Annotated in this window: 16 protein-coding genes; 4 read left to right on the top strand and 12 right to left on the bottom strand. The window is 70.7% G+C overall.

What is annotated here, in order from left to right; genetic code table 11:
* Window positions 1-11: 11 nt before the first annotated feature.
* Window positions 12-947, top strand: a complete 936-nt coding sequence (locus DOE79_RS13075) for a LysR family transcriptional regulator (RefSeq protein ID WP_120338869.1) — start codon at window positions 12-14, stop codon at window positions 945-947.
* A gap of 14 nt (window positions 948-961) precedes the next feature.
* On the opposite strand, the gene DOE79_RS13080 is transcribed toward DOE79_RS13075, so the two are convergent.
* The 7 genes from DOE79_RS13080 to DOE79_RS13110 form a co-directional block, all read right to left on the bottom strand.
* Window positions 962-1,264, bottom strand: a complete 303-nt coding sequence (locus DOE79_RS13080) for a putative quinol monooxygenase (protein WP_120338870.1) — start codon at window positions 1,262-1,264, stop codon at window positions 962-964.
* Between the two features lie 94 nt (window positions 1,265-1,358).
* Entirely contained in the window at window positions 1,359-2,219 is an 861-nt protein-coding gene (locus DOE79_RS13085; RefSeq protein WP_120338871.1) for an aldo/keto reductase, read from the bottom strand.
* 28 nt (window positions 2,220-2,247) lie between these two features.
* A complete protein-coding gene (locus tag DOE79_RS13090) occupies window positions 2,248-3,249 on the bottom strand; it encodes an NAD-dependent epimerase/dehydratase family protein (protein ID WP_245976932.1) in 1,002 nt (333 codons plus the stop codon).
* On the bottom strand, window positions 3,246-4,217 hold the full coding sequence (locus tag DOE79_RS13095; protein ID WP_120338873.1) for an aldo/keto reductase: 972 nt from the start codon (window positions 4,215-4,217) through the stop codon (window positions 3,246-3,248). Before DOE79_RS13095 ends, DOE79_RS13090 begins: the two co-directional genes overlap by 4 nt.
* 115 nt (window positions 4,218-4,332) lie before the next feature.
* Window positions 4,333-5,304, bottom strand: a complete 972-nt coding sequence (locus DOE79_RS13100; protein WP_120338874.1) for a hypothetical protein — start codon at window positions 5,302-5,304, stop codon at window positions 4,333-4,335.
* A 132-nt stretch (window positions 5,305-5,436) separates the two neighbouring features.
* Window positions 5,437-6,369: a carbohydrate kinase family protein gene (locus tag DOE79_RS13105; protein ID WP_120338875.1), complete on the bottom strand. Its 933-nt coding sequence runs from the start codon at window positions 6,367-6,369 to the stop codon at window positions 5,437-5,439.
* 142 nt (window positions 6,370-6,511) lie between these two features.
* On the bottom strand, window positions 6,512-7,075 hold the full coding sequence (locus DOE79_RS13110) for a dihydrofolate reductase family protein (RefSeq protein ID WP_120338876.1): 564 nt from the start codon (window positions 7,073-7,075) through the stop codon (window positions 6,512-6,514).
* 242 nt (window positions 7,076-7,317) lie between these two features.
* Here DOE79_RS13110 and DOE79_RS13115 point away from each other — a divergent pair, with 242 nt between their 5' ends.
* Window positions 7,318-8,958, top strand: coding sequence for a carboxylesterase/lipase family protein (locus DOE79_RS13115; protein WP_120338877.1), 1,641 nt, complete (start codon window positions 7,318-7,320; stop codon window positions 8,956-8,958).
* A gap of 162 nt (window positions 8,959-9,120) precedes the next feature.
* Window positions 9,121-9,498 (top strand): cupin domain-containing protein, encoded by a 378-nt coding sequence (locus DOE79_RS13120; RefSeq protein ID WP_120338878.1) that lies wholly within the window; start codon window positions 9,121-9,123, stop codon window positions 9,496-9,498.
* A gap of 99 nt (window positions 9,499-9,597) precedes the next feature.
* On the opposite strand, the gene DOE79_RS13125 is transcribed toward DOE79_RS13120, so the two are convergent.
* The 3 genes from DOE79_RS13125 to DOE79_RS13135 all read right to left on the bottom strand — a co-directional run bounded on the left by DOE79_RS13125 (window position 9,598) and on the right by DOE79_RS13135 (window position 14,499).
* Window positions 9,598-10,098: a glutathione peroxidase gene (locus DOE79_RS13125; RefSeq protein ID WP_120338879.1), complete on the bottom strand. Its 501-nt coding sequence runs from the start codon at window positions 10,096-10,098 to the stop codon at window positions 9,598-9,600.
* 186 nt (window positions 10,099-10,284) lie between these two features.
* Window positions 10,285-11,133: a DUF1206 domain-containing protein gene (locus DOE79_RS13130; RefSeq protein ID WP_120338880.1), complete on the bottom strand. Its 849-nt coding sequence runs from the start codon at window positions 11,131-11,133 to the stop codon at window positions 10,285-10,287.
* Window positions 11,134-11,136: 3 nt separating this feature from the next.
* Window positions 11,137-14,499 (bottom strand): DEAD/DEAH box helicase, encoded by a 3,363-nt coding sequence (locus tag DOE79_RS13135; protein ID WP_120338881.1) that lies wholly within the window; start codon window positions 14,497-14,499, stop codon window positions 11,137-11,139.
* 112 nt (window positions 14,500-14,611) lie between these two features.
* Between DOE79_RS13135 and DOE79_RS13140 the strand changes: the two genes are divergently transcribed.
* Window positions 14,612-15,769 carry a class I SAM-dependent methyltransferase gene (locus tag DOE79_RS13140; RefSeq protein ID WP_120338882.1) on the top strand — a complete coding sequence of 386 codons (1,158 nt, stop codon included), beginning with the start codon at window positions 14,612-14,614 and terminating at the stop codon, window positions 15,767-15,769.
* Window positions 15,770-15,877: 108 nt separating this feature from the next.
* Here DOE79_RS13140 and DOE79_RS13145 read toward each other — a convergent pair whose 3' ends face one another.
* Together DOE79_RS13145 and DOE79_RS13150 are read right to left on the bottom strand one after the other, a co-directional pair.
* Complete coding sequence (locus DOE79_RS13145) at window positions 15,878-16,489, bottom strand: histidine phosphatase family protein (RefSeq protein WP_120338883.1); 612 nt, start codon at window positions 16,487-16,489, stop codon at window positions 15,878-15,880.
* Window positions 16,490-16,535: 46 nt separating this feature from the next.
* A complete protein-coding gene (locus tag DOE79_RS13150; protein WP_120338884.1) occupies window positions 16,536-17,849 on the bottom strand; it encodes a glycosyltransferase 87 family protein in 1,314 nt (437 codons plus the stop codon).
* Between the last annotated feature and the right edge of the window lie 316 nt (window positions 17,850-18,165).

Raw genomic sequence — 18,165 nt, forward strand, 5'->3', positions numbered from 1 at the left:
AAGATTGCTGAATGGAATTGCGCCAGCTTGAGCACTTTGTGACGGTCGCCGACGAACGCCACTTCACCCGGGCAGCCGAGCTGCTGCACATCTCCCAGTCGGGGCTCTCCGCGTCCATTCGGGCGCTCGAGATCGAGCTGGGCACGTCGCTGTTCATCCGCAGCACCCGCCGGGTCGAGCTCACGGCCGCCGGCCAGGCCCTGCTGGCAGATGCGCTGCGCACGCTCGCGAGCGCCGCCGCCGCCCAGAACGCGGTCGCCGCGGTGCGCGGCCTGATGCGCGGCCGCCTCACCGTGGGCGCCGAGCCGTGCCTGGGCTCCGTGGACCTGCCCGCCGAGCTCGCCCGCTTCCGCACCGCCAACCAGGGGGTTGAGGTGCGGCTGCGCCAGGTGGGCTCCGTCGAGCTCATCGAGGGCGTGGCGAGCGGCACCACCGACGTTGCCCTGGTCGTGGTGACAGGCGACACCCCGCCCGGGGTGCGCCTGCACCCGTTGAGCAGCCAGAAGATGGTGGTGCTCTGCCACCCCGACCACCCCGTCGCGTCCCTCGACGAGGTAGACCTGGAGACCCTCCGGGCCGAGCCCCTGGTCGGCTTCCAGGCCGGCTGGGGCGCGCATATGCTCGCCCGGCGCGCGTTCGCCGCGGCCGGCTTCGAGTACCGGGCGGCGCTGGAGGTCAACGACGTGCATCCGCTGCTCGAATTGGTGGGATACAACCTCGGTGTGGCGATCGTGCCCACGAGTTTCGCGCAGAAGCGGCCGGATGACCTCGTGGCCGTGCCGCTGCCGGCCAGCGTGCCTGAGTGGACCGTGGCCGTCGCCGTGGCCGACGAGCCGAGCCCGGCCGCGTCGGCGTTCCTCGAGCAACTACTCGAAGACGTCGCCGCCGCCCGGACCGGCACCGAGGTCCTCGGTGCAGCAGACGACCGCGTGGGCACTGCGGCCTGAGCAACCGTCTGGGGCTAGAGGCCCAGCGGGATCCGCTCGGAGAAGACAGTCTTCACGGGCGGGGCGGCCAGGATCTCGCCGAGCCGGTTGACGCCCTCCGGGGTGGTGCGCCACTCGGCGTAGGCCGCGTGGTCGGCCGCGTTGGCCCAGGTCTCGACCACGATCACGTGTGTCGCGTCGGCGTCGTCCACGATCACTTCGAGTCCCTCGTTACCGGGCCAGGCGCGGGTGGCGGTCAGGGTCTCGGTGAGCACAGCGGCTGCGCGATCGAGCGCGTTCGGGTCGAGCTGCAGGGTGAGATGAACGGTGGCGGTCATGGGTGCTCCAGTTTCGGTTGTACTGACAGACAACACGGCGGCCGGAACAGAATTCCCGGCCGCCGTGCTGGTCATGCGGTGTGCTCGGTGCGGTTCAGGCCGCGTTGAGCGCGGCCAGTTCCTCGGCCGAGAGGGTGAGGTCGGCCGCGTGGGCCGAATCCCGGATGCTCTCCGGCCGGCTCGCCCCGGGAATGGGGATCACCCGGGGGGAGGCGGCCAGGTGCCAGGCCAGCGTGACGACCTGCGGGCTCACGCCGTGGGCATCCGCCACCTGCTGGAACGGGGCGAACCGGGTGCCGAGGTCGGCGGCGGACTTGATGCCGCCCAGCGGGCTCCAGGACAGGAACGCGACACCGAGTTCGGTGCAGAGGTCCAGCTCGGCCTGGCTGCTGCGGAACGCCGGCGAGTACTGGTTCTGTACACTGGCCAGCCGGCCGCCGAGGATCTCATACGCCTCGCGGATCTGCTCCGGGTTGGCGTTGGAGATGCCGGCGAGGCGGATGACACCGTCGTCGAGCAGGTCGCGGATGGCGCCGATGGAATCCGCGTAGGGAACCGCCGGGTCGGGCCGGTGGTGGTGGTACAGGTCGATGGCGTCGCCGCCGAGCCGCGCCAGCGACGCCTTCGCCGCCTGCTTGAGGTACTCGGGCCGCCCGTCGACGTACCAGCTGCCGTCGCCGGGGCGCAGGTGCCCGCCCTTGGTGGCCACGACCACCTGCGAGGTGTCGCCGCCCCAGGATGCAAGGGCGCGGGCGATGAGCGACTCGTTGTGGCCGACCTCGTCGGCGTGCAGGTGGTACGCATCCGCCGTGTCGATCAGGGTCACGCCCTCCTCGAGGGCGGCGTGGATGGTGGCGATGGAGCGGGCCTCGTCTGGCCGGCCCTCGATCGACATGGGCATGCCGCCCAGGCCGATGGAACTCACGGTGCGGTCGCCGAGTTGACGGGTCTTCATACGGTGTCCAATCTGGTCAAACGGATGGTCAGGAACGGGTGGAATGCGCGCTCACGAGCCGGTCGAGCGTGGCGTTGAGCGCCGCATCCACGACCTGCTGCTCCGGATGCGCGTCGAACCAGGCGATCGCCTCGCGGAAGCCGAGGGCGACGGGAGTGGTGCAGACGAAGTCGGGCACGAGCGCTTTCACCTTGGTGTTGTCGAAGATGACCGAGTGTGATCGGTCGCCGAGCAGCCCGCCGCTCCACTCCGGGTTCTCGGCGGCCATGGTGTCGCTGGCCACGTGCACGATCTCGGGCGCGGGGGCGCCGGCCGCGCGGGCGTACTCTGCGTAGATGGCGTCCCAGGGCAGGTACTCGTCCGAGGTGATGGTGAAGCTGTCGCCCAGGGCCTGGGACCGGCCGAACAGGCCGACGAGAGCCTTGGCGAAGTCGGTGCTGTGCGTGAGCGTCCACAGCGACGTGCCGTCGCCGTGCACCACGACCGGCTGGCCAGTGCGCATCCGGTGGATGTCGGTCCAGCCGTTCAGCAGCGTGATCTGGGTGCGGTCGTAGGTGTGCGACGGGCGGATGATCGTGACCGGGAAGCCCTGCTCGCGGTAGGCCTCCATCAGAACGTCTTCGCAGGCGATCTTGTCGCGGGAGTACTGCCAGAACGGGTTATGCAGCGGTGTGGACTCCCGCACCGGCAGCGCGGCCGGCGGCTTCTGGTACGCCGAGGCCGAGCTGATGAAGACGTACTGACCGGTGCGACCGGCGAACTGGGCGATGTCGGCGCGTACGTGCTCGGGTGTGAACGCCACGAAGTCCACGACGACGTCGAAGGTGCGCTCACCGAGGGCGGCGGTGACCGCCTCCGCATCCCGTACGTCGGCGGTGATGAGCTCGGCGGCGGCGGGCACCTCACGCAGGTCGGACTGGCCGCGGTTGAGCACGGTGAGACGGTGCCCGCGGGCCACGGCCAGCTCCGCGGCGGCCGCGCTGATGACGCCACTGCCGCCGATGAAGAGAACGTTCACTGCGGCGCTCACCAGGCGTAGTCTTCCGGCGCGGTCTTGTAGCCGGGGAAGATCTCGTCGAGCCTCGTCAGCGCGGCCTGGTCGAGCTTCACGTCCACTGCACGCAGCCCGGCCTCGAGCTGGTCCATGGTGCGCGGGCCGATGATCGGTGCGGTCACGGCCTTCTGGTGCATCAGCCAGGCCAGGCCAAGGTCGCCCGGCTCGGTGCCGAGCTCGGCGGCGAAGTCCTCGTAGGCGCCGATGGCGTCACGGTTCTTCTCGAGCTTTTCCGCGTTGGCACCGGAGGCCCGGCGGCTGCCGTCCCGCTCCTTGCGCAGCACCCCACCGAGCAGGCCGCCCTCGAGCGGGGACCAGGGCATGATGCCCATCCCGTTGGCCTGCGCCGCCGGGATCACCTCACGTTCAATGTCGCGCTTGAGCAGGTTGTACAGCGACTGCTCGCTGACCAGCCCGGTGAAATTACGCTTGCGGGCCTCGGCCTGCGCGGTGGCGATGTGCCAGCCGGCGAAGTTGCTGCTGCCGGCGTAGAGGATCTTGCCCTGTGCCACTGCGGTTTCCATGGCCTGCCAGATCTCGTCCCACGGGGTGTCCCGGTCCACATGGTGGAACTGGAACAGGTCGATGTGGTCGGTCTGCAGCCGCTTCAGGCTTTCGTCGAGCGAACGACGGATGTTGAGCGCCGACAGTTTGCCGTCGTTGGGACGCTCGGACATGGTGCCGTAGACCTTCGTGGCCAGCACGGTGTCCTCGCGGCGCGCGCCACCCTGCGCGAACCACCGGCCGAGGATGCTCTCGGTGGCGCCGCGGCCCAGCTTCGAGCCGTAGACGTTGGCAGTGTCGAAGAAGTTGATGCCCGCCGAACGCGCGGCGTCCATGATGCCGAACGAGGTGGGCTCGTCGGTCTCCGGTCCGAAGTTCATGGTGCCCAGGCAGAGACGCGAAACCGACAGGCCGGAGCGGCCGAGGTGTGTGTATTCCATACCCTCAGGCTGCTCCTTGCGCCGCGTCGCTGTCCAACAGGAGAACCGGATGCCATCCAGCAGTCCGGCTTCTCAATCGGACGGACCGGGCACGACGTGGGGCGGGGCGGTCCTGTCAGTCGGTGTCGAGACTGCCGGATCGCGGGTGTTCGACTGGGTGTGCGGTGGGTTGCCGGGTGGCGGTGACCGCGAGCAGGTCCAGCGACAGCCGCGGGTCCAGCCGCAGCGGCAGGTCGACGACCGACCGAATCTCCCAGCGCACGTGCAGGTTGCCGATGGAGAGCGACGGAGCCGGCAGCCCGGCGGGCGTCTCGACCGCGAACGGCAGGTCCACCACGGTGCCGGGGGTCAGGGTTCCCGCGGGAGCCAGCGTGACGGCGGCCATCACCGCCTCGGAGTGCCGGTATCCCTCGGATTCGCTCGCGTCCGGGTTCGCGTCTTGGCCGGGCCCGCCCCAGACCTCCTCGCAGCGCACGAGCTGTACCCGTACGCCCCGGGTGGCGACGGCGTCGTGGGCGCGGAGCCGCAGGACCCCGGTGAGCGGGGTGCCGGGTTCGAGCACGCGGGAGGAGAGCGCGATGAACTCGAGGGCGACGTGGCCCAGGTTCTCCCCGACCGGCGGGTGGCCGATATCGGTGGCGCTGGTCTGGCCCCAGGACTGCACGTCGATGAGGCGCTCGCGCTTGATGATCTGCCCGCCGGCGGCCCGCAGCACGCACCGCACGGACCAGCCCACGTCGATGAGGTCGCCGCGCACCGAGGGCGGGCCGTCACTGGGGATGTTGAGGCTGCCAGTGAGCACCCGCGACTGGCCGGCCGGGATCGCGCCGGGTGCCGGCACCGTGATAGCGGCGAGTACCTCGGTACTGCGTTCCCGGGCAGGGAAGACACCACCGTAGATATTGCCGCGGCCGTAGGTGTAGTTGACCTTGCGGATCAGCGAGATCTCGGCTGTGTCGATCAACGCGGCGCGGAGCGCCGTGATCCGGATGGTCACCCCCAGCGAATTGCCCTCGATCACCACGCCATCCGTGGGGGTGAGTTCGACCGAGACTTGTACCGCGGTATCGGTTGTTGTGACCACCATGTCGCACCAGACTTCCTGTAACCCGCTGTCAGAGACCCGTAAGACGGGGACAACGTACGCACAGTAAAGCCAGGCTTCGCCCCACGTTCAAGGGGATTGACTTGCCCGGTACGGTCTGCTTCGCCGAGCAGGTCAGCGCGCTGCGAGCTCCGCCACGGTGGGCGGGTTCGCGCCGGCGCGCGACACCGTGACCGCGGCGCTGGCCAGGGCGGTCTGGCCCAGCCGGCCGAGGTCCGTCGCGCCCAGCGCGTTCTGCAGCACGGCCTCGGTGGCCCCGCCCGCGAGGATCGCGTAGAGCAGGCCCGACATGAACGAGTCGCCCGCCCCGATGGTGTCGACCACGGCCACCGGATGCGCCGCCAGCTCGGCCGTGGCGCCGCCGGCGCGGAGCATCGCCCCGTCGCCGCCGCGGGTGATGGCGACCAGGGCCACCCCCGCCGCCACGTAGTCCCGCGTGATCTGGTCCAGGTCGCGGCCCGGGTACAGCCACGCGGCATCCTCGTCGCTCATCTTCACCACGTGGGCGGCGGCAGCCAGCTCCTCGACGGCCCGCACCACCTCGTCGCGGCTGCCCATGATCCCCGGCCGCACGTTGGGGTCATAGCTGAGCAGAGTGCCGGCCGGGGCGCCCGTGAACGCGCCGAGCACCGCCCGGGCGCCGGGCTGCAGGACCGCGGCGATCGAACCGGTGTGGATGAGGGTGCACGGAGCCGGCAGCGACAGCTCCGGCAGGTCCCAGCGCAGGTCGAAGTCGTACGTGGCGGCACCGGCGTCGTCGAGGGTGGCGGTGGCGCTGGAGGTGGCGCTCGCCGTGACCGACCCGGGCAGCAGGTGCACGCCGGCGGAGCGCAGGTGCTCGGCGATGAGGTCGCCGAACGGGTCGGCGCCGATCTGGGTGACCAGGGTGGTGGGCACGCCGAGCCGGCCCAGCCCGTACGCCACGTTCATCGGGCTGCCGCCGGCGTGGCTCACCGGCTCGGCGCCGGGCCGCCGCACGATGTCGATCAGGGCCTCCCCGATCACGAGGGCGCGGGTGGTGGCGGGCAACGAGCGGTCAGGCGTCATTGGCTGGTCCTGTCGGTGGTCTGGGTCGGGTGTTCTGTCGGGCCGTGGTCTGTCGGGCCGTGGTCTGTTGGGCGGTGCTCTGTGGGGCGCTATGGTGCTGGGCGCCGAGGCTCCGGTGGGAGCCCCAGGATAGCGCCCGGCGCTACCGGCGCACCCGGTAGCCGAGGTAGACCACACCGTTGCGGAAGGCGTACTCGTCCTTCAACTCGAGGGACAGTGACAGATGGTCGGGCAGGAACCTCGTGCCACCGCCCACCACCACGGGCGACACGAACAGCTGCACCTCGTCGACCAGCCCGGCCGCGAAGGCCTGCGCGGCCAGGTGCGGGCCGCCCACCGACAGGTTGCCGGAGGCGGTGCGCTTGAGCTCCCGCACCGCCTCCGGATCGAAGCTGCGCTCGATGCGGGTGCGCCGGCTGGACGCCTCCGTGAGGGTGCTGGAATAGACGATCTTGTCGGCGGCCTGCCAGATCGCGGTGTAGTCGCGCATCACGGCGGGCTGGTCGTCGTCGTGCAGGTGCATGGTCTCCCACGCCACCATCACCTCGTACAGTCGCCGGCCGTAGAGGTAGGTGCCCACCGACCGCTCCAGGTCGTTGACGAAGGTGTGCACCTCCTCGCTGGGCACGCTCCAGTCGAAGTTGCCCGACTCGTCGGCCACGTAGCCGTCGAGTGAGGTGATGCCCGTGCAGATCAGAATGCCCATCCGTGTGCTCCTCCCGCGGTGATGCCGACCCCGGTGAGGTGCTCACCGCGGCGTGGCGCATCCATTCTGCTCGCGGTGCCCCCGCTGAGGCCAGCCCCGTCTGGTTTCGGAGACCTGCTCATGAATGGCGTGCCTGCCTCGGGTAATCTGGTCGCCTTCAGCACAGCACAGCACAGCACAGCACAGCACAGCACAGCACAGCACAGCACAGCGCACTCCACTCCTCCGCAGGAAGGCCACCGATGGACACCGTCGACGTCAGCACCACAGCCGGGGTCGTCCGCGGCCGCCGGAGGCCCGGCTCCGCGGCCTTCCTCGGCATCCCGTACGCGGCCCCGCCGGTGGGTGAATTGCGTTTCGCCGCGCCCGTGCCGCATCCGCCGTGGCCTGGCGTGCTGGATGCCGGCAGCCCCGGCGCCACCCCGCAGCGCATCGACGGCGGCGACACCACCCTGGTGCCGGAGCCCAGCTTCCCCGGCGAGTCCACCCTGAACGTGAGCGTGTTCACGCCCGATGCGACCCCCGCTGCTGAGGGTGCTGGCCTGCCGGTGCTGGTCTACATCCACGGCGGCGGCTACACCTCCGGCTCGGCCGCCAGCCCCTGGTATGACGGCGCGGGGTTCAACCGGCACGGTGTGGTCACCGTGAATGTGTCGTACCGGCTCGGCTTCGACGGCTTCGGCTGGATCGAGGACGCGCCGCTGAACCGAGGTGTGCTCGACTGGCTGCTGGCGCTCGAGTGGGTGCAGCGCAACATCCGTTTCTTCGGCGGCGACCCGGCCCGGGTCACCATCGCCGGCCAGTCCGCCGGCGGCGGGGCCGTGCTCACCCTGCTCGGCTCGCCGCGCGCGCAACCGCTCTTCGCGCGGGCGATCGTCATCTCCGGGGTTGCCACCCACCTCACGCCCGATCAGGCGGAGCAGACCGGCCGGCGCCTCGCCGAGCTGGCCGGGGTGGCGCCCACCCGGGTGGGCCTGGGCGCGCTCACCGAGCAGCAGATCCTGGCCGAGCAGCCGCGGGCCACGGCGCTGCCCGCCGGCACCCCGGCAGGGCCGCTCGGCGAGATCGCGAACACCCTCGTGGGCGGGCTGCCGTTCGGTCCGGTGATCGACGGGGACCTCGTGCCGCTGGCCACCGGTGCTGCGGTGCGGGTTGGCATCGGCGCCGACAAGGCGCTGATGCTCGGCAGCACCGACCACGAGTTCAACTTCGCCATGAACGAGCTCACCGACGAGCTCGCGGGCGAGGACGCCGCCGAGATGCTCGGCCGGCTCGGCGTCGCCGTGCCCGCCGCGCGCGCCTACGCCGCAGCCCACGACCAGCGCGGCACCGCCGACGTCCTCGGCCAGTTCGCCTCGGACCGCGCGATCCGCGGCGTGATGCTGCAGGTCGCCGAAGCGCGCACCGCGGTCGCGGCCGACCGGGCCGCGGCCGCATCCGCCGCCCTGGCCGTCGCCGCCTCTGTCGGTGTCGCCGTGGGCCGGGCCGCGGAGGCCGCGCCCACCTGGCTCTGGGCGTTCGCCTGGCGCTCGCCCACGTTCGGCGGAGCGCTGCACTGCCTCGACCTGCCGTTCTTCTTCGACGCTCTCGACGCCCCACGGGTTGCGGTGCTGACCGGCCCGGCGCCGTCGCAGCGACTGGCCGACGAGGTGCACGGCTCCGCGGTGGCCTTCATCGCCGGCGGAGACCCCGCCTGGCCGGCCTGGACCGTCGGCGAGCCCGTCGACGCCCAGCCGGTGATCCGCTACGACGCCGCCCCGGCCGGCCCCACCGTCGCCGCTAGCGCCCCAGCTACCGAGGTCGCGACTGTCGCCGCCACCTACGCCGGAGCAGCCATGGCCTTCGTCACTGAAGCCGCCAGCGCGCCACCCCAGCCGGCCTGACGCATCCGCGCGCCCGCTTTCGCGGGTAACCCTCTCTCGATCAATCAGTGACTTTCGCCGGGCATCCGCCGGGATTACGCTGGCTCGGTCAGAGGCCGGCAGCGTCACGGTGGGCCGCGCCTCCGGCCCCCTCGTCAGGCCCGCCAGAGTTGGGAGGACATCATGTCCACCATCACCCACACCCTGCAGGTCAAGTCTCACGACAAGCCTGACGAGCGCCGCACGCCCGAGAAGACTCTGCTGGAGCTCAACCACCTGAACGAGTACTCGATCGGCCGCATGACCATGCAGCCCGGCTGGACCTGGGCGGATGACATCAAGCCGGTGGTGAACACCGACTCCTGTCAGTTGCTGCACGTGGGCTACTGCGTGTCAGGGTCGCTGGAGACGATGCTCGACGACGGCACAACGGCCACCATCAGCAGCGGGGACTCCTATGTGATCCCGCCCGGGCACAACGCCCGGGTGCTCGGCGATGAACCGTACGTCGCCATCGAGGTGCACAGCGCGGCCGACTACGGGGTTCCGAGCGGCAGCTGAGTGCCAACTGGTGCCGAAGCGGACTTCTGCGCCCGGCGTACCGGGCGCAGAAGTCCGTTCGGGGAACAGTCAGGCCGGGACCGGCGGGCCGGGCGGGGGCTACGCGGCGGGTTTCAGCTCGGCCAGGCCGGACTCGATGGCGGCGATGACCTCGGGGGAGTCGGGCAGCGTGGTCGGGCGGAACCGGGACACCGCACCGGCGGGCGAGATCACGAACTTCTCGAAGTTCCATTTCACCTTGCCGGCCTTGCCCGCGCCATCCGGCGTCTGGGTGAGCTCGGCATAGAGCGGATGCTGCGAGCCGCCGTTCACCTTCGTCTTCTCCATCAGCGGAAAGGTGATGCCGTAGGTCGTGGAGCAGAACGCCTCGATCTTCTCCTTGGAGCCGGTCTCGCCGAGGCCGAACTGGTTGCACGGGAAGCCGAGGACGGTGAAGCCCTGGTCGGCGTAGGTGCGCTGCAGCTGCTCGAGGGTCTCGTACTGCGGGGTGAGGCCGCAACGGGAGGCCACGTTGACGACGAGCACCACCTTGTCGGCGTACGCGGCCAGCGACGTGGTGGAGCCGTCGGCGGCGGTGAGCGGGATCTCGCGAATGTTCATGCCCACAGAGTACTTCGAAATTGAAGCAGATCGCCCGGTCTGCATCCAACTCTCAGCCTTGCGCGAGCTGAACGGCTATCTGTTGCCACAGCGGACAATTGCGCCTGGTGCGCCGGGCGCAATTGTCCGAACGGGGAACAGATAGCGGTTGCCGGGGTGATGCGGCAGGGCTCAGCGCGGCACGGGTCAGTGCCGCAGGAACGCTGCCCGGGCCACCAGGTACAGGCCGAATGCGATGAGGCCGGCGGCCACCACGTTCAGCAGCACCGGGCCGGACTGCAGGGTGAGCAGGTAGCGCAACCCAGCGTCGAGCCCGCCCACCCAGCGGGAGTCGGCGAACACGGCCGCGGCCACCAGCAGGGCGCCGGTGACCAGGAACGCCACGCCCTTGGCGACGTGGCCGAAGACGCCGAGCGTGAGCACCACGACCTTGGTCGGACCCCAGAGGTAGCGCAGCTCCTCGCGGAAGTTGCGCCGCACGCCGCGCCAGACCAGCCCGCCGCCGATGATGCCCACCGTGACGCCCACCACGAGCAGGAGGAACAGGCCCACCGGGCTCTCGACGATGGCGGCGTCGGCCTCCCGCACCACCTCGCTGCCCCCGGAGCGCGCACCGAGCGCCACGGCGAAGGTGACCAGGCCGAGCAGTGCGAAGCCCAGAGCCTTGCCCACGTTGAGGGAGCGGCGGAACACCAGGACCCGCCGGTTGGGCGCCACGCTGAACGCGGCATTGGTGCCCTGCCAGAGCGCCAGGCCCCACAGGGCGATGGTGGAGAGCCAGAGCACCACGGTGCCGCCGGGGCCCGTGGAAATGGCCGTGAGGGCGCCGAGCTGGTCGGCCTCGCCGGTGCCGCCGTTCGCGACCCCCAACGCGGTGCCGCCGATGAGGGCGTGCACCAGGCCGTTGGCCAACAGGCCGAGCCGCGCGGAGGCGCGCACCGACTTGTTGCGGTGGGCGCGCTGAGCGACCTGCTTCAAGCGCTCGCGGGCCTCGTCGGCCCGGTCTGCCGCCGGTTCGGCGGACAGGTCGGTCACCGGTTACTCGAGCAGTTCGCGGATGTCGGACGCAGTGAGCCCCTGGCCGGAGCCCTGGGTGCCGCCGCCGTCGGTCATCACGTTGTCGAAGAGCTTGGCCTTGACGGCCTTGAGCGCCATGACCTTCTCCTCGATGGTGTCGGTGGCCACCAGCCGGTACACCATGACGTTCTTGGTCTGCCCGATCCGGTGCGCGCGGTCCACGGCCTGCGCCTCCGCGGCCGGGTTCCACCAGGGGTCGAGCAGGATGCAGTAGTCGGCCTCGGTGAGGTTGAGACCGAATCCGCCGGCCTTGAGGCTGATCAGGAACACCGAGGTGTCACCGTTCTTGAACCCGTCGATGGCCGCCGCCCGGTTGCGGGTGCGCCCGTCGAGGTAGGAGTAACTCACCCCGGCGCCGTCGAGTCGGGCGCGCACCTTGGCCAGGTAGCCGGTGAACTGGCTGAAGATCAGGGTGCGGTGCCCCTCGGCGACCACGTCTTCGAGCAGCTCCATGAGCACATCCAGCTTGCTCGAGGGGATGTCGGCGTACTTGTCGTCGTAGAGCGAGGCATCCAGGCTGAGTTGGCGCAGCATGGTGATCGACCGGAAGATCTCGAACCGGTTCTGGTTGAGGTCGCCGAGCAGGCCGAGCACCTTCTGGCGCTCCCGCTGCAGGTGGGTCTGGTACACCCGCCGGTGCCGCGGGTGCAGTTCGAGCTGCAGCACCTGCTCCTGCTTGGCCGGCAGGTCGCTGGCGACCTGGTCCTTGGTGCGGCGCAGCATGAACGGGCGGATGCGCCGGCGCAACTGGCCGAGCCGGTCGCCGTCGGCCTGGGTCTCGATGGGGCGCTGGTAGTACTCGGCGAACCGGGCGGCGCTGGGGAACAGGCCGGGGGCGGTGATCGAGAGCAACGACCACAGTTCCATCAGGTTGTTCTCCAGCGGGGTACCGGTGATGGCGAGCTTGAATGGGGCCTGCAACCGTTTGGCGCAGTGGTGCGCGCGTGACTTGTGGTTCTTCACGAACTGGGCCTCGTCGAGCAGCAGCCCGGCCCAGCTGACGGCGTCGTACTCGTCGAAGTCGAGCCGGAAGAGCGTGTACGAGGTGATGACGACATCCGCCGTGGCCACGGCGTGCGAGAGGGAGGCGCCGCGTTTGGCGGTGGTCTCGGTGATGGCTGCCACGTTCAGGCCGGGCGCGAAGCGGGCGCACTCGGTGGCCCAGTTGTGCACAACGCTGGTAGGCGCCACGACGAGGAACGGTTTGCGCTCGGTCTGGCGTTCCCGGGCGTCGACGATCAGGGCGATGGCCTGCAGGGTCTTGCCGAGCCCCATGTCGTCGGCGAGCACGCCGCCCAGGCCCGTGTCGAAGAGGAAGCCGAGCCAGTCGTAGCCGGTCTGCTGGTACGGCCGCAGCGAGGCGTTGACCGCGCCGGGCAGCGCGCGGTGGGCGATCTCGGCGCCCTCGGCCAGTCCGGCGAGGGTGTCCCGCCAGGCGGCGGCCTCGGCCTCGGCGCTGCCGAGGTCCTGCAGCTCCTCCCAGAGGTCGGACTGGGCGCGGTTGATGCGCAGGGAGTCGTTGGGGGAGTCCTGCAGGCCGCGGGCCTCTTCGATGAGGTTGCGCAGCTGCTGCAGTTCGGGCCGGTCCAGGCTGAAGTAGGTGCCGTCGGCGAGGATCATCAACTCCTGCCCGGTGGCCAGGGCGCGGAACACCTCGTCGAAGGGCACGTCTTCACCGTCGACCGTGACCCGCACCGACAGATCGAACCAGTCCCGGCTCTCGGCGCGCGCCGTGGTGGCGAAGGTGAGCCTGGGCGGCTCGGCGGCCTCCCGGTACTCGGGGGCGTCGCCGACGAACTGCACCTGGATGTCGTCGGCGTTCTCCAGCGCCGGAAGCACGGCATCGAGGAACTCGATCATGCGGGCGCCGTCGAGCGTGGCGTCGGCGCGGAGGATGCCGGGGGAGCCGGCTGGGTCGTGCGTCTCGGCAGTGTCGGCCGGGTCCGCGGCGTACAACGACGGCTGGTGCGCAGGGAACGCCGCGAATATGCCGTTCAGGGCATGCAGGATGCGGCCCTCGTCGACGGTGTCCCGGTAGCCGGCCGGGGCGTCCTCGGTGGCCGGTCCCCGCAGCGGCGCGACGGCCGGTCCTGAGGTGCCGGGGCCGCCGGTGTAGTGCCACTCCCAGTGCAGCGTGATGCGCGCATCCGCCTGGGCGCTGATCGAGAGGGCCAGTACCGGCCGGGCGGTGTCCGGCAGATCGAACGACCCGTCGGTGCTGGTGAGCGTGAGCTGGCCGCGCAGGAACGGGTAGAAGTCGGCCAGGAAGACGTTCTCTTCGTCGGGCGGCACGGTGATGGGCTCGTGCGCCGACGCGAGTACCCGCAGGTCCCGGCCGAGTTGGCGGGCCAGCGGCGCAATGGTGAGGCGCACCTCGGTGCCGTGCGTGGTCCAGGTGAACAGGCCGTGCGCCGGGTCGCCGATGTAGCCGAGGGCGGAGCGTTCGAGCACGTGGCCGTCGAGGGAGACGATGGGGGAGAGGGTGAGGCCGTCGTCGTCGCGGCGGATGTCGAGGGCCAGTTCGGCGGGCTCCGTCGACACCGTCACGGCGTGCTGGGCCGAGGTGGTCCCGATGAACGGGATGCCGGCCTCGCGGGCCTCGCCGAGCAACCCCCAGAGCGCCCGGTTGGCGAAGCCGTCCAGGTGCAGCCAGGGGTCGGTGACCACGTGATAGCGCTGGCCGGACGAGTACAGCTCGAACAGGGCCGTGAGCACCCGCAACTGGGTGCGGTTGAGCATGCCGCGGGAGTAGGCGAGGTTGTCCCAGGTGAGGTTGCCGCGGATCCACTTGCCCTTCTTGCCGCGCACCATCGGGCGCACGCCCAGGCGGGCGAGCGAGACGGCGGGGGCGGCGATCCGGGCGGCGCGGGGCGGCGGCAACAGTTCGAACTGCAGCGCGAGGGCGGTGCCCGTGCTGGGTTCGGCCTCCGGGACCCGGGTGAGCGGGGCCAGTGCGCTCTGCCAGGTCGCGGGCGCGGCCGTGACGCTTCGCTGGGAATCCGCCGCACGCGGCGCGCGGGCCAGGTCGGCGGCGCTGGACCGGCTGGCCAGGAGCAGGGCCACGACGTGTTTGCAGTTGATGCCCATCGGGCAGCTGCAGGTGCCGGAGGCGCGCACGACGGTGCCGCTCGCGTCCTGCTGGAAGGTGACCACCACGTCGTAGGGGCGGGCCTGCGTGCCGCCCACGGTGCCGAGCAGCCGGCTGCCGCCCAGCTGCCAGACCTGATCCTCGACCCGGCCCTCCTTGGCGTAGCGCACCCCGCGCGAGTACGCCTGTGGCCCGACGAGGCGCGCGATCTGCAGATCGCTGAGGTTGTGGGCCATAAGGTGCGGTGTCCGTGACGGTGAGGTGAACAGGGGTCTCTCATTGTCCCACGCCGCACGGACCTCCCCGAGCCGCGCGAGTTCCCGGCCGGCAGGCGACTATTCTGAGCGGATGCCTGAGTTCCCGTTCGAGAGCCTGCGCCGCCGGCCCGATGTGGAGGCGGCCAACCTCTTCGCCGTCGACGCCGGCGACCGGTTGATCCTCGACGAGGCCGCCGCGGCGCTGGCCGTGGCCGGGCCCGGCGAGGTGGTCGTGCTCGAGGACCACTACGGCGCGTTGACGCTGGCCGCCGCCGCCCGGGTAGGCGCAGGGGCGGACATCCGCGTGTACCAGGACGCGTTCTCCGGTGAGACCGCCCTCGACCTCAACGCGGCCGACCTGGCCGGTTCGGTGCCCGAGCTTGTGAGCATCGTCGGGGACTACCGGCACCTGCCGCTCGGCGCGGAGCTGCTCACGGGCGCCCGCCTCGTGCTGCTGCAGCTGCCGCGGAGCCTGGCCGCACTGGACGAACTGGCCGGCACCATCGCCCGGTTCGCCGCCCCGGACGTGACCCTCGTGGCCGGTGGCCGCATCAAACACATGACCGTGGCCATGAACGAGGTCGTGCGCCGGCACTTCGGCGAGCTGACGGTGACCCCGGCCCGGCAGAAGTCCCGGGTGCTCGTGGCCAGCCGGCCGATCCAGGGCGACGCATCCGCGGAGACCTGGCCGCGGTCGGTGGTACACCCCGACCTCGGCCTCACCGTGTGCGCGCACGGCGCCGCGTTCGCCGGCACCACCATCGACATCGGCACCCGGTTCCTGCTCGACTTCATCGACCGCATGAAGCCGGATGCGACCACCGCGATCGACCTCGGCTGCGGCACCGGCGTGCTTGCCGCGGCCATCGCCCTGCGCCGAACCGGCCTGGAGGTGCTGGCGACCGACCAATCGGCCGCCGCCGTCGCATCCGCTACGGCCACCATGCAGGCCAACGGCGTCGCCGACCGGGTACGCGTGCTGCGCGACGACGCGCTCAACGCCCAGCCGGATGCGTCGGCCGAGCTGATCGTGCTCAACCCGCCGTTCCACATCGGCTCGTCGGTGCACGCGGGCATCGCGCTCAAGCTTTTCGAGGACGCCGCCCGGGTGCTGCGCCCCGGCGGGGAACTGTGGACCGTGTGGAACACGCACCTCGGCTACCGCCCGGCGCTCACCCGCATCGTGGGGCAGACCCACCAGGTGGGCCGCAACACGAAGTTCACCGTCACGGTCTCCACCCGCCGCTGACCTCTCCCGCCGGTCGGGCCATCCCGCCCGTCGAGCTTGTCGAGACCCGGTGAGCCGGCTTCTCGACGCATGTCACCTGGTTTCGACAGGCTCAACCAGCGTGTGGGCTTAGAGGGCGGCGACGGCGTCCAAGGCGTCGTCTTCGAGGGCCTCGTTGTTGATCACCGACGCGGTCCAGCCGGCCTCCGGGCTGAACTGCACGACCGAGATCGCGGCGTTGAGGATCGGGGGGATCTCCACGTCGAGGGCGGCCGACAGGCTCAGCCGGATCAGGGTGCCGTGGCAGACCACAATGATGCGGGCGCCCGGATAGTCCTCGGCCAGCTGCAGGAGGGCCCCGAGCCCACGGGTCGACACGCTCACCTCGGATTCGGCCCCGCGGAAGCTGCCGTAGCTGCCGTCCACGCGCAGGGCGTCGAGCTTCGGGCCCGCCGAGAGTCCCTCGGCCGGACCGTAGTTGCGCTCGACCAGGCCGGGCAGGTGGCGGGTGACCTCGAGGCCGAGGTCGGCCGCGATGATGTCGGCGGTCTCGGCCGCGCGCGCGAGCGGCGACGACACGATGAAGTCCCAGGCGTAGTCGGAGAGCGGCGCGACGGCATCGGTCGCCTGTCCCCGGCCCACGTCGTTGAGGGGCACATCCGTGGCCCCCTGGATGCGCCCGGCGGCGTTCCAATCGGTCTGGCCGTGGCGGACGAGGGCGAAGGTCGTTGTAGCAGTCACCCCCCTATTCTGCCGTGCGTAGCCGGGCCACCCCACGTGAGGGGTGTCAGTTGGCCGCCAGGCCGCGCGATGAGGCGGTGTGCCGCACCGACACGGATGCCGGCGAGCCTGCCCGAGCCGTCCGCCACAGACCCAGCACCGACCAACCGAGCATCACCATGAGCAGCCCGTTGCGCAGGGTGAGCAGCAGCAGGGCCCCAGCGTCGCCGTGCACGAGCGGCAGGTAGAAGATCGGGAAGATCAGGGTGGTCAACCCGCCGATCACGAGCATCAGGTAGGCCGGAACCCGCCACCTGGCCCAGTCGTGCGCCACTCCGACGGCCACGACCGGCGCGATCCAGAGCATGTACTGCGGAGAACCCACCTTGTTGAACACCACGAAGGTGCTGACCAGGGCGAGCGCTCCCAACAGCACGAGCTGGGCGTTGTCGCGGCTGCGCCGCAACGCGAGCAGCACGAGCACGAAGATGGCCGCCATCGCCAGGAACATCACGGGCGTCATGAGTGCGGCCACCAGGGTGGTGCCTGGCCCGCTCACCTCGCGCGTGGCGATGGCCTGGTTCTGGTAGATCGTGGTGCCGTGGTGCCCCATGGCCGCCAGCCACACCCACGGGGTCGTCACGGGTGCCTCGAGCTGCAGGGCCCGGTCGGACTGCATGGTGACGAAGCCGGTGAGGAAGCGCAGCCCGCCGGCCGCCCAGACCGCGAGCGCGATGCCGACCGAGATGGCGGCTCCCGTGACGATGACGCTGAGCCGGCGGCGGCTGGCCGCCACGACGGCGAGCAGCACCGCGGCCGGCCAGACCTTGATCCAGGTGGCGATGGTCAGCAGTGCCGCGGCGATCACCGGGCGCCGGGCCAGCAGCACGAGTCCCATGATCACCAGCGGGGCGCTGAGCCCCTCCAGCCGCAGCAGGCCGACGGGGCTGAGCACCAGGCTGAACGCCAGCCAGAACCAGGCCGCCTTGTAGCCGCCGCGGTTGCGTCCCCAGTCGGTGAGGATGCCGATGGCCGTGGCGTTGAGCGCCATTGTCATCAGGAACCACAGCAGCTGGTAGAGCAGCGGGCCGGCGACATCCGCCAACACCACGGGCACGAGCGCGCCGATGGGGTAGACCCATTCCACGTCGATGCCCTGCCAGACCCCGTTCCGCAGGGCCTGCTCCGCCCAGACCCGGTACAGGGGCAGGTCGCCGAGCACCCGGCCGGTGAGGATCGTGGGCAGCAGGGCGAACAGGAAGAGCGTGTGCAGGCCGAGGAAACCGAGCAGGAGCGTGCGCGGGCTCCGCAGCCATTCGCGCCTGGCTGGAGTGACCAACCGGCCCAATCGGTGATCGACCAGCTCAACGAAATAAGTCATGCACACGTCGCTTTCAACCCGGACCTGGAGCACGCGGAGGCGGCTTCTCTGTGGAGTGTACGAATCGAAGGTGAAAGCCAGACAAAGGGAGGCTGTCCATCAGGGTCGCTGGCCTGAGAGTGCACTCAGGCCTGCGCCGAGAACAGTGAACGGATGGTGCCCGAACGGTAGCCGACGCCTGGCGTTCCGACTGCCCCGCGGTGGACCTCCCACGAACATTTCGCCACCATATGAACAGCTCCTGAACGTGCGCGTCCGACGCTTTCTGTGTGTTTGCACAGCCTCCTAAAGTTGGCCTCGCCGAGGGCCCGTGTGC

The sequence above is a fragment of the Cryobacterium soli genome (assembly GCF_003611035.1).
Lineage (GTDB): Bacteria > Actinomycetota > Actinomycetes > Actinomycetales > Microbacteriaceae > Cryobacterium > Cryobacterium soli.